The sequence below is a fragment of the Streptomyces spinoverrucosus genome, assembly GCF_015712165.1.
Classification (GTDB): domain Bacteria; phylum Actinomycetota; class Actinomycetes; order Streptomycetales; family Streptomycetaceae; genus Streptomyces; species Streptomyces spinoverrucosus_A.
This window is the reverse complement of sequence record NZ_JADPZX010000001.1, coordinates 522,353-533,945: the sequence shown is the minus strand read 5'-3', so window position 1 is coordinate 533,945 and position 11,593 is coordinate 522,353. Positions and strand designations below refer to the sequence as shown.

The 11,593-nt window shown below is 69.3% G+C and carries 9 protein-coding genes; 6 read left to right on the top strand and 3 right to left on the bottom strand.

Annotation, left to right across the window (positions count from 1 at the left end; all coding sequences use genetic code 11):
- Positions 1 to 20: 20 nt before the first annotated feature.
- The 3 genes from I2W78_RS02505 to rhaI form a co-directional block, all read right to left on the bottom strand.
- The gene (locus I2W78_RS02505) at positions 21 to 1,469 is read right to left on the bottom strand and encodes a rhamnulokinase (protein WP_307783582.1); all 1,449 of its coding nucleotides are present in this window, start codon (positions 1,467 to 1,469) and stop codon (positions 21 to 23) included.
- Positions 1,466 to 3,505 carry a bifunctional aldolase/short-chain dehydrogenase gene (locus I2W78_RS02500; protein ID WP_196456522.1) on the bottom strand — a complete coding sequence of 680 codons (2,040 nt, stop codon included), beginning with the start codon at positions 3,503 to 3,505 and terminating at the stop codon, positions 1,466 to 1,468. The genes I2W78_RS02505 and I2W78_RS02500 overlap by 4 nt, the downstream gene beginning before the upstream one ends.
- A gap of 115 nt (positions 3,506 to 3,620) precedes the next feature.
- Complete coding sequence (gene rhaI, locus I2W78_RS02495; RefSeq protein ID WP_196456521.1) at positions 3,621 to 4,787, bottom strand: L-rhamnose isomerase; 1,167 nt, start codon at positions 4,785 to 4,787, stop codon at positions 3,621 to 3,623.
- A 261-nt stretch (positions 4,788 to 5,048) separates the two neighbouring features.
- Between rhaI and I2W78_RS02490 the strand changes: the two genes are divergently transcribed.
- The 6 genes from I2W78_RS02490 (at position 5,049) to I2W78_RS02465 (ending at position 11,530) form a co-directional block, all read left to right on the top strand.
- Positions 5,049 to 6,566 (top strand): sugar ABC transporter ATP-binding protein, encoded by a 1,518-nt coding sequence (locus I2W78_RS02490; protein WP_196456519.1) that lies wholly within the window; start codon positions 5,049 to 5,051, stop codon positions 6,564 to 6,566.
- Entirely contained in the window at positions 6,563 to 7,603 is a 1,041-nt protein-coding gene (locus I2W78_RS02485) for an ABC transporter permease (RefSeq protein ID WP_196456517.1), read from the top strand. The genes I2W78_RS02490 and I2W78_RS02485 overlap by 4 nt, the downstream gene beginning before the upstream one ends.
- Positions 7,596 to 8,567, top strand: coding sequence for an ABC transporter permease (locus tag I2W78_RS02480; protein ID WP_196456515.1), 972 nt, complete (start codon positions 7,596 to 7,598; stop codon positions 8,565 to 8,567). Before I2W78_RS02485 ends, I2W78_RS02480 begins: the two co-directional genes overlap by 8 nt.
- A gap of 102 nt (positions 8,568 to 8,669) precedes the next feature.
- Positions 8,670 to 9,752, top strand: coding sequence for a rhamnose ABC transporter substrate-binding protein (rhaS, locus tag I2W78_RS02475; protein WP_196456513.1), 1,083 nt, complete (start codon positions 8,670 to 8,672; stop codon positions 9,750 to 9,752).
- Positions 9,753 to 9,769: 17 nt separating this feature from the next.
- Positions 9,770 to 10,090: an L-rhamnose mutarotase gene (locus I2W78_RS02470; protein WP_196456511.1), complete on the top strand. Its 321-nt coding sequence runs from the start codon at positions 9,770 to 9,772 to the stop codon at positions 10,088 to 10,090.
- 15 nt (positions 10,091 to 10,105) lie between these two features.
- Complete coding sequence (locus I2W78_RS02465) at positions 10,106 to 11,530, top strand: BNR repeat-containing protein (protein WP_196456509.1); 1,425 nt, start codon at positions 10,106 to 10,108, stop codon at positions 11,528 to 11,530.
- Positions 11,531 to 11,593 lie beyond the last annotated feature (63 nt).

Below are 11,593 nucleotides of genomic sequence, written 5' to 3'. Positions count from 1 at the left end.
CGGAACGCGGGAGACCCCGCTCACCCTCCGGCGAGGCGGGCCTGGGCCGCCCGCCAGGGCGCCGTGTCGCCGCGCGGTTCGTAGCGGGTGAGCGGCTGGGTACGGCCGAGCAGCCGCCGCATGTCCGCCCGGTCGCCGACCAGCCCGTGGGCCCGCGCCTGCACCAGCACGTTCCCGAAGGCCGCCGCCTCCGTGGGGCCCGCCACCACCGGCAGCCCGCAGGCGTCGGCGGTCAGCTGGCACAGCAGCGCGTTGCGCACCCCGCCGCCCACCACATGGACGACGTCCACGGCATGCCCGGCCAGCCGCTGGGCGTCCTCGACGGCCCGCCGGTGCGCGAGGGCGAGCGAGTCGAGGATGCAGCGCGTGACCTCGGCCGGCGAGTCGGGCACCGGCTGCCCGGAGGCCCGGCACGCCTCGGCGATCCGCTCCGGCATCCGCCCCGGCGCCAGGAACGCCGCGTCACCCGCGTCCACCACCGACCGCAGCGCCGGCACCCCGGCCGCGGCCCGCAGCAGCTCACCGAGGTCCGGCTCCCCCCAGGCCCGTACGCACTCCTGGAGCAGCCACAGCCCCATGATGTTGCGCAGATAGCGGACCGTGCCGTCCAGGCCCAGCTCGTTGGTGAAGTTGGCGGTCCGGCTCTCCTCCGTCAGCACCGGCGCGTCCAGTTCGAGTCCGGCCAGTGACCAGGTTCCGGTGCAGATGTAGGCGAAGCGCTCACCGGACGCCGGTACGGCGGCCACCGCGGACGCCGTGTCGTGCGAGGCGACCGCCGTGACCGGCACGGGGCCGTCCAGCCCCGTCTCCTCCAGCACCTCGGGGCGCAGCTCGCCCGCCGGGTTACCGGGCTGCCGCAGCGGCGCGAACAGGCTCAGGTCGATGCCCAGCCGCGCCGCCACGTCGTACGACCAGTCCCGCGTCCGGGGGTCGACGAGCTGGGTCGTCGAGGCGTTGGTGAGCTCGGTGCCCTGCTCCCCGGTGAGCCAGTACGACAGCAGGTCGGGGATCAACAACAGGCGCTCGGCGTGGGCGAGCTGGTCGGAGGAGCGGGCGGCGACGAGCTGGTACAGGGTGTTGAAGGGGGCGTACTGCAGCCCGGTCGCCGCGTACAGCTCGGCGGCGGGCACGCTCGCCCACACCGTCTCGGCGACGCCCTCGGTCCGCCCGTCCCGGTAGTGCACCGGGTTGCCGAGCAGCGCTCCGTCGGCGTCCAGCAGCCCGTAGTCCACGGCCCAGCTGTCGATGCCGACGGAGTCGACCCGCCCGGCCACCCGCAGCCCCTCCAGTACACCGGCGTACAGCCCGAGCACGTCCCAGCGCAGCCCCTCCGGCACCCGCACCGGCCGGTTGACGAAGCGGTGCGCCTCGGTCAGCTCCAGCTCGTGCCGCCCGACGCGGCCGACCATGACCCGCCCACTGGACGCGCCCAGGTCGACCGCGGCGTACGACTTCACGGTGCTGCTCACCGCAGGAACGCGGCGGCCACGCCGGCGTCGACCGGGACGTGCAGCCCCGTGGTGTGCGTCAGCTCCCCGCCGGTCAGCGCGAACACGGCGTTCGCGACATGCTCCGGCAGCACCTCACGCTTGAGGATCGTCCGCTGGGCGTAGAACTCCCCGAGCTTCTCCTCCGGCACCCCGTACACGGCCGCCCGCTGAGCACCCCAGCCACCCGCGAAGATCCCCGATCCGCGCACCACACCGTCCGGGTTGACTCCGTTGACCCGGATCCCGTGCTCACCCAACTCGGCCGCCAGCAACCGCACCTGATGGGCCTGGTCGGCCTTGGTGGCGGAGTAGGCGATGTTGTTGGGCCCGGCGAAAACGGCGTTCTTCGAAGCGATGTAGACGATGTCCCCGCCCAGCCCCTGAGCGATCATCACCCGGGCCGCCTCCCGCGAGACCAGGAACGACCCACGCGCCATGATGTCGTGCTGAAGGTCCCAGTCCTTGGCCGAGGTCTCCAGCAGCGGCTTGGAAATCGAGATACCCGCGTTGTTCACCACCAGATCGACGCCCCCGAAGGCGAGCGCCGCGGCCTTGAACGCCTCGGCGATCTGCTCCTCGGAGGTCACGTCGACGGTGACGGCGACGGCCCTGTCGGCACCGCCCAGCTCCTCGGCGACCTTGGCCGCGTTCTCGGCGTCGAGGTCCGCCACCACGACACACGCACCCTCGGCAGCCAGCCGATGCGCGATCGCCCTGCCGATGCCGCTGCCCGCGCCGGTCACCAGCGCCACCCGCGTCGCGAGCGCCTTTGGCTTCGGCATCCGCCGGAGCTTGGCCTCCTCCAGCGCCCAGTACTCGATACGGAACTTCTCCGACTCCTCGATCGGCGCGTACGTCGACACGGCCTCGGCGCCCCGCATCACATTGATCGCGTTGACATAGAACTCGCCGGCGACCCGAGCCGTCTGCTTGTCCTTGCCGAAGCTGAACATGCCCACGCCCGGCACCAGCACGATGGCGGGGTCGGCGCCGCGCATGGCGGGGGAGTCGGGCAGCGCGTGCCGCTCGTAGTAGGCGGCGTACTCCTCCCGATAGGCGGCGTGCAGCTCCTTCAGCCGGGCGATCGCCTCGTCGAGCGGAGCGGACGGTGGAAGGTCGAGGACGAGCGGCCTGACCTTGGTACGGAGGAAGTGGTCCGGGCAGGAGGTGCCGAGCGCGGCCAGCCGTGGATGCTCGGCCCGTGCGAGGAAGTCGAGCACGACGTCGGAGTCGGTGAAGTGCCCCACCTGAGGCTTGTCCTGCGAGGCGAGGGCACGCACGTACGGCGCCAGCGCCGCCGCCCGCTCCCGTCGCTCCGCCCCGGGCAGCGCCTCGTACCCCGCGACGACGGCCCCGAACGGATCGGCCTTCCCCCGCTCGGCGAGAAACGCCTCGGCGGTACGGATGATGTGCAGCGAGTTCCGTTCGCACTCCTCGGCGGTGTCGCCCCAGGCGGTGATGCCGTGCCCGCCCAGGATCACGCCGAAGGCCTGCGGGTTGGCGGCCTTCACGGCGGCGATGTCCAGCCCGAGCTGGAACCCGGGCCGCCGCCACGGCACCCACACCACGCTGTCCCCGAAACACTCGGCGGTCAGCTTCTCCCCGTCCGCCGCACAGGCCAGCGCGATCCCGGAGTCCGGGTGCAGATGATCGACATGAGCGCAGTCCACGAGCCCGTGCATCGCCGTGTCGATGGAGGGCGCGGCGCCCCCCTTCCCGTGCAGGCAGTAGTCGAACGCGGCGACCATCTCGTCCTCGCGCTCGACGCCCGGATACACGTCCTTGAGCGCCCGGAGCCGGTCGAGCCGAAGCACGGCGAGCCCCGCTTCGGTGAGCGTCCCGAGGTCCCCTCCGGACCCCTTGACCCACATCAGCTCGACATCACCACCGGTGACGGGGTCGGTGTCGGTGCCCTTCGCGGACGCGTTGCCGCCGGCGTAATTGGTGTTGCGCGGGTCAGCACCGAGCCGGTGCGACCGAGCGAGGAGAGCGGCAGCTTCGGGATGGATTGCCATGGAAGTCGGTTCCTTCTCAAGAGAGGGTGAGTGCACGTACACATGGGGCGCGGGGAACTGCGCGATCAACCACGAACAACCCGCACCCCGCGGACAACGGAAACCCGGCAGACGCTTACGCGCCCCACCCGGCCTGCCGCCCCCCAACCCGCTCAGCAACGATCTTCTCGGCCCACCCGGACCGGGCATACGCGCCCAGCGGATCCGGATCGAGCCCCATCTCCTCACGCACCTCGGTCAGCAACGGCCGAACATCCGTGTTGTAGGCGTCCATCACCACGGCGTTCGCGCCGAGCACGTCCCCCTCGCGCTGCGCGACAGCCAACGCCCCCCGATCAACGAGCAGCGCCTTGGCCGTGGCCTCCTGCACATTCATCACCGACCGAATGATCGCCGGAATCTTCGCCTCGATGTTGTGACACTGGTCGAGCATGAACGCGACCCCGGACTCGGAGCCGAACCCACCCCCACGCACGACCTCATACATGATCCGGAACAGCTGGAACGGATCCGCCGCCCCCACCATCAGGTCGTCATCGGCATAGAACCGGGAGTTGAAGTCGAACCCCCCGAGCTTCCCCTCCCGCAACAAGGTCGCCACGATGAACTCGATGTTGGTCCCCGGCGCATGGTGCCCCGTGTCCACGACCACCTGCGCCTTCGGCCCCAGCTTCAGACAGTGCGCGTACGCCGTCCCCCAGTCCGGTACATCCGTCGTGTAGAAGGCCGGCTCGAAGAACTTGTACTCCAGCAGCATCCGCTGCCCGTCCCCCAGCCGCGCGTACACCTCGGCCAGCCCCTCCGCCAGCCGATCCTGCCGCCCCCGCACATCGTCCTGCCCGGGATAGTTCGTCCCGTCCGCGAACCACAGCTTCAGATCCCGTGACCCGGTCGCGTCCATGATGTCGACGCACTCCAGCAGATGATCGACCGCCTTGCGCCGCACCGCCGCATCGGGATGGCAGATGCTGCCCAGCTTGTAGTCGTCGTCCTGGAAGGTGTTGGAGTTGATCGCGCCCAGCTTCAGCCCGCGCTCCTCGGCGTGCTTCGCCAGCGCCGCGTAGTCGTCGACCTTGTCCCAGGGGATGTGCAGGGCGACGGTCGGGGCCACGCCGGTGAACTCGTGCACCTTCGCCGCGTCGTCGAGCTTCTCGCGCGGATCGCGCGGCACACCGGCTTGGGCGAACACCTTGAAACGGGTTCCCGAGTTCCCGTACGCCCACGACGGCGTCTCGACTGCCTGGCTCTTGAGCGCGGCCTTCACCGCGGCGAGTTCGGTCACTGCTGGGCTCCTGTTGCCTCACGACCTGATGAAACGATTCAGAACCGCAAGTTATGAGTCCCTCGAAGGGGTGTCAAGCGCTCTGGCCAACCACGTTCTTTGTGACCCCGCCGTGACCTTCGGCTATCGAAAACTTTTCGACACGCACCCATTGACGTGACATGGCTGGCCCGCCTAACGTCCCGGCAATCCAGTTGAAACCTTTCACGACGCCGTGCGGGCCGCCCTCGCCGCCCTCGCCGCGTCGTCGAGGAGCCCCTCATGACCCACCCGTCCGACACGGGCCCGGCCCCGGTAGTGGCGCTCAAGGGCATCTCCAAGTCCTTCGGCGCGGTACGCGCCCTGCGGGACGTGTCCCTGGAGCTGTTCCCCGGAGAGGTGCACGCTCTCGCCGGCGAGAACGGCGCGGGCAAGTCGACCCTCATCAAGACGCTCGCCGGGGTGCACCGGCCGGACGCCGGCCAGGTGCTGCTCGACGGTGAGCCCGTCGTCTTCCACGGTCCCGGCGACGCCCGTGACGCCGGAATCGCCGTGATCTACCAGGAGCCCACGCTTTTCCCCGACCTGTCGATCGCCGAGAACATCTTCATGGGCCGCCGCCCCCGGCGCGCCCTCGGCCGCATCGACCACAAGGCCACCCACGCCGCGACGCTCGCGCTGATGCGGCGGCTGGGCGTCGAACTAGACCCCGACCGCCCGGCCCGCGGCCTGTCCATCGCGGACCAGCAGATCGTCGAGATCGCCAAGGCGCTCTCCTTCGACGCCCGCGTCCTGATCATGGACGAGCCCACGGCCGCGCTCACCGGCAGCGAGGTCGCCCGCCTCTTCGGAGTCGTGCGCACGCTGAAGGAGCAGGGCGCCGCCGTCCTGTTCATCTCGCACCGCCTGGAGGAGATCTTCCAGATCTGCCGACGGGTGACGACCCTGCGCGACGGCGCCTGGATCGCCTCCGAACTCCTCGACGGCATGACCGAGGACGACCTGGTCCGCCGTATGGTCGGCCGCGACCTCGACGAGCTCTACCCGAAGCAGGACGTCCGCCCCGGCGAAGTCGCCCTGAGCGTGCGCCGGCTGACCCGCGAGGGCGTCTTCACCGACGTCTCCTTCGAGGTGCGGCGCGGCGAGATCGTCGGCCTCGCGGGCCTCGTCGGCGCCGGGCGCACGGAGGTGGCGCGGGCCCTCTTCGGCATCGACCGCTGGGACGGCGGCGAGGTCGAGCTGGACGGACGGAAGCTGATCAACGGCGCGCCCTCCACCGCCATGGCCGCCGGGCTCGCCCTCGTCCCGGAGGACCGGCGCGCCCAGGGCCTGGTGATGGACATGTCCATCGAGCGCAACATCGGCCTGACCGGACTGCGTACGGCCGTCAGGGCCGGCCTGATGGACCGGGGCGCCGAACGCAGCCGCTCGCTCGACTGGGCCGTCAAGCTCCAGGTCAAGTACGCCCGGATCGCCGACGCCGTCTCCACCCTGTCCGGCGGCAACCAGCAGAAGGTCGTCCTCGCCAAGTGGCTCGCCACGCAGCCGAAGGTGCTGATCGTCGACGAGCCGACGCGCGGTATCGACGTCGGCACCAAGGCGGAGGTGCACCGGCTACTGTCCCAGCTCGCCGCCGACGGCGTGGCCGTGCTGATGATCTCCTCCGACCTGCCCGAGATCCTCGGCATGGCCGACCGCGTGCTGGTGATGCACGAGGGCCGGCTCACCGCCGAGATCCCACGCTCCGACGCCACCGAGGAAACCGTGATGGCCGCAGCCACCGGGAGGGCCGCCGCATGACGGTGACCGCACCCACTCCCACGTCGACCGAAGAGGTGCCCAAGTCCAGCGGCACCCGGCTGGTCGACCGCGTCTTCAAGATGCGCGAACTCGCCATCCTGGTCGTCTTCCTGGTGATGATCGCCGTCACCCAGGCGGGCAACAGCGAGTTCCTGTCCGAGCAGGGCATCAAGGACCTGCTGCTGAACGCCACGATCCTGGTGCTGGTCGCCACGGGCCAGTCCCTGGTGGTGATCACGAGGAACGTCGATCTGTCCGTCGGCTCCACGCTCGGCATCAGCGCCTTCGCCGCCGGTACGTATCTCCAGGGCGACGGCAACTCGTTCGTGGCCGTCCTGCTGGCGGTGCTGACGGGCGTCGGATTCGGCCTGCTGAACGGCGTGCTGGTCAGCCTCGGCCAGGTGCCCGCGCTCGTCGTGACCCTGGGAACGATGTACATCATCCGCGGCATCGACTCCATCTGGGTCGGCTCACGACAGATCACGGCGGCCGACCTGCCCGGCGGATTCGTCGACTTCGGCTCCGGCGGCATCTCGGCGGTGCCATGGCTCGCTCTGATCGCGCTCGCCGTGCTGGTGGCGACCGCGTACTACCTCAAGCACTACGGCAGCGGACGCGAACTGTACGCGCTCGGCTCCAACCCCGAGGCCGCCCGGCTCGCCGGCATCCCGGTCAGGAAGCGGATCCTGGCGGCGTACACCTTCTGCGGGGCGCTGGCCGGTCTGGCCGGCGCGCTGTACCTGGCCCGGTTCGGCAACGTCGACTCCGGCACCGGCACCGGCTACGAACTCACCGTCGTCAGCGCCGTCGTGGTCGGCGGCGTCGTCTTCACCGGCGGCTCCGGCAGCGTCTACGGTGCCGCGCTGGGTGCGCTGCTGCTGACCTCCATCAACAGCGTGCTGCCCGCCCTGGGCGTCAGCTCGGTGTGGGTGCTCGCGATCAACGGCATCCTGCTCATCCTCGCCATCGCCGTGGACCGTGTGGTCGCCCTGCGGGTGGGCTCCGCCCTGAAGAAGAGGAACGCCCGTCATGCCTGACTCTCTGATTCGCGCCGTCCGCTGGGACACGGTCGTCGGTGTACTGCTGATCGTCGTGCTGTTGCTGTCCTTCGGGTTCGTGGACGGTTTCGGCAACGCCCTGAACCTGTCGTTCCTGATCGGCAACACCTTGCCGATCGCGCTCATCGCCCTGCCGATGACCCTGCTCGTCGTCTCCGGCGAGATCGATCTGTCCGTCGCCTCCACCGCCGGGCTGTCCGGAGCGGTGATGGGCGCCCTGTGGAACCAGGGCATGACCATCGAGACGATCATTCCGCTGTGCCTGCTGCTGGGTGTGGTGTGCGGGCTGATCAACGGTCTGCTGGTGACCAGGCTCGGGCTGCCGTCCCTTGCCGTCACCATCGGTACGCTCGCCGCCTACCGGGGGATCGCGCAGATCGTGCTCGGGTCGGACGCGGTGACCGACTTCCCGTCGCAGTACCTGGACTTCGCGGCCGGGCGGATCGGGGACACGTTCATTCCGTACGCCTTCCTGCCGTTCCTGGTGCTGCTGGCGATCGCCGTGGTCGTGCTGCATGCCACGCCGTTCGGGCGGTCGGTGTTCGCGATCGGGGCGAGTGAGGAGGCCGCGCGGTTCGCCGGGGTTCGGGTGAAGCGGCAGAAGTTGATTCTGTTCACGGTGACGGGGCTGATGGCGTCGCTCACCGGGATTTTCTGGGCGTTGCACTACGCCAGTGCGCGGTATGACAACGCGACCGGGCTTGAGCTTTCGGTCGTGGCTGCCGTGTTGCTCGGGGGGATCGACTTCGACGGGGGCAAGGGGACGTTGGGTGGTGCCATCGCCGGGGTCTTCTTGCTGGGGGCGTTGCAGAACGTGATGAGCCTTCAGGATGTTTCGGCTCAGTCGCAGATCGTCGTAACCGGTGTTCTGCTCGTTCTTTCCGTGCTCGCGCCGCGAGTGGCGCGGCAGATCGCCGTTGTGCGTGCTCAATCGTCCGGCTGACGACTGTATGTGGCTGGTCGCGCCCACGCGGCGGAGCCGCATATCGACACAGCCCCGCGCCCCTTAGGGGCGTCCACTCACCTTCGTTGCAAAGGAACCGTCATGCGTAAGTCATCCCTCCGGCGTGCCTCTGGCGCCCTCGCTGCCGTCACCTCTCTCGCCCTCGGCCTCACCGCCTGCGGCGGTACCACCAAGGAGGACGTTGCCAATGAGGGTGCCTCCGCCGCCACCGCCGGCAAGGCCGACCCCAACGCCGAGTTGAAGAAGGGCCTCACCGTCGGGTTCCTGCCCAAGCAGGTCAACAACCCGTACTTCACCGCCGCCGACAAGGGCGGCGAGGCGGCGCTGAAGGAGCTGGGGTCCAGTTACAAGGAGGTCGGGCCGTCCAGTGCCACCGACACCTCCGGGCAGGTCTCCTACGTCAACACGCTCACCCAGCAGCAGGTCGACGCGATGGCCGTCTCCGCGCAGGACCCGGGCGCCCTGTGCACCGCGCTCAAGCAGGCCATGAGCAACGACATCAAGGTCGTGACGTACGACTCGGACACCAAGCCCGAGTGCCGCAACGCCTTTGTCTCGCAGGCGTCCGCCGAGGATCTGGGCCGTACCGAGGTTCAGCTGCTCGCCGAGCAGATCGGGTACAAGGGCGAGATCGCCATCCTGTCCGCCGCACAGACCGCGACCAACCAGAACACCTGGATCGAGTTCATGAAGGACGAACTCAAGGATCCGAAGTACAAGGACATGAAGCTGGTGAAGGTCGCGTACGGCAACGACGACGCGCAGGCGTCCTTCCAGCAGACCCAGGGCCTGCTCCAGGAGTACCCGAACCTGAAGGGGATCATCTCCCCGACCACCGTCGGCATCAAGGCCGCCGCCCAGTACCTGTCCGGCTCGAAGTACAAGGGCAAGGTCAAGCTGACCGGCCTCGGCACCCCCAACGACATGCGCAAGTACGTCAAGAACGGCACCGTCGAGGCGTTCGAGCTGTGGGACCCGGCGAAGCTGGGCGAGCTGGCCGCGCGTACCGCCGTCGCGCTGGTGTCGGGTCAGATCACCGGCAAGGAGGGCGAGACCTTCACGGCCGGTGACATGGGCTCGTACACGATCGGCAAGGACGGGGTGATCAGCCTCGGCAAGCCGACCGTGTTCGACGCCGACAACATCGACCAGTACAACTTCTAGGCCCGGGGCGGTACTTCATGCAGCGCGTCTGTTTCCTGCTCAAGGTCCGCCAGGACCGGATCGCCGAGTACCGCGAACGTCACGCCGCCGTGTGGCCGGAGATGCTCCAGGCGCTCTCGGCCACCGGCTGGCACAACTACTCGCTCTTCCTGCGCGACGACGGACTGCTCGTCGGCTACCTGGAGACCGAGGACTTCGCGGCCGCCCTCGCCGGGATGGAGGCCACCGAGGTCAACGCACGTTGGCAGGCCGAGATGGCCCCCTTCTTCGAGTCCCTCGACGGCTCCCGGCCGGACGAGGCGATGAAACCGCTCACCGAAGTCTTCCACCTGGCCTGAGTCGGAGTTGCCCTGATGAAAAGACGCACCTTGCTCGCCACGGCGCTGCTCGGCGCCGTGACCCCGCCCGTCCTCGCCACCGGCACCGCCCGAGCCGCCGACCCCGGCCCCTCAGTGACTCGTATCGCCACCACCCAGCTCGACGCCCAGGCCATCTACTTCGTGTCGTACGACGGCCTGGTGAACAACAACTCCTTCCAGAAGAACGGCCTGCTGACCTACAAGGGCTACCAGTACGCCGCCTGGTACACCGCCGACCGCAACGCCGTCGTCGGTCGCCGCGCCCTCGGCGCCACGACCTGGCAGACCGTCAAGGTCGGCCACACCCTGCGCTACAACGACTCCCACAACGTCATCTCCATGGGCGTCTCCAGGGGCGACGGCCGGCTGCACCTCAACATGGACTCCCACAGCGACGGCTTCACCTACGTCAAGTCCGTCGCCGGTCTGCTGGACAACCCGGCCGGGCTGAGCTGGGTGGCGAGCCGTTTCGGCGCCCCGCAGTCCACGCTCGACGGCCTCACCCCGACCAGCCAGTTCACCTACCCGCAGTTCGTCGCCACCCCCGAGGGTCGCCTCCAGCTCAGCTACCGGGTCGGCGTCTCCGGCAACGGACGCAACGCGCTCGCGGAGTACGACGGTTCGACGTGGACGGCGCTGGGGGAGTGGACCAGTTCCACCGGCACCTACACCAGTGAGCACGGCTCGTCGACCGCCCGCAACATGTACCTGCACGGCATCGACTACGACCGCGGCGGCCGGCTGCATGCCTTCTTCACCTGGCGTGAGCAGAACGCCGCCGTGATGTGCAACGGCGGCGGCATCACCAACCACGACACCGGCTACGTCTACTCGGACGACCGCGGCCGCACCTGGCGCAACAACGCCGGGACGGTCGTCGGCACCACCGGCGGCTCCGACCGGGTCTCGGTCACCGACGCGGGTCTGGTCGTGGACCCGCTCAACCCGGACCACTCCCTGATGAACCAGGAGAGCCAGTTCACCGACTCCGCCGGCCGCCCGCACGCGATCATCTCGTACGTCCCCGGCCGCTTCGGCCAGTGCACCACCAACTACGTCGCCGACCGCACCGCCAACGGCCGCGCCTTCCACGTCCGCCGGAACGCCGCCGGCACCTGGCAGAAGACGGAGATCCCGGTTCCGTTGAACTCCAGCCAGCGCACCAAGCTGATCCTGGACAAGTACGACAACGCCTACGCCGTCTTCCCGTTCGGCCGGATCGCCGGCGCCTCGGCCGCCTCCGGGTACACGGACTGGAAGATCCTCTTCGACGGCAGCGGCCTCAACGCCTTCGGCGAGGTGGTGATCGACGAGACACGGATCGCGCAGGACGGCGTGCTGTCCTTCATGTACCAGCAGAAGTCCAGCGGTACGACACCGTCGGCACTGCATGTCGTCGACTTCCGGCTGCCCGCATGACCGCGTCTGTCCCGGGGCGGCGTGCGGGTAGTGTGAAGGCCTTCCCGTCGCCCCACGCTCTCC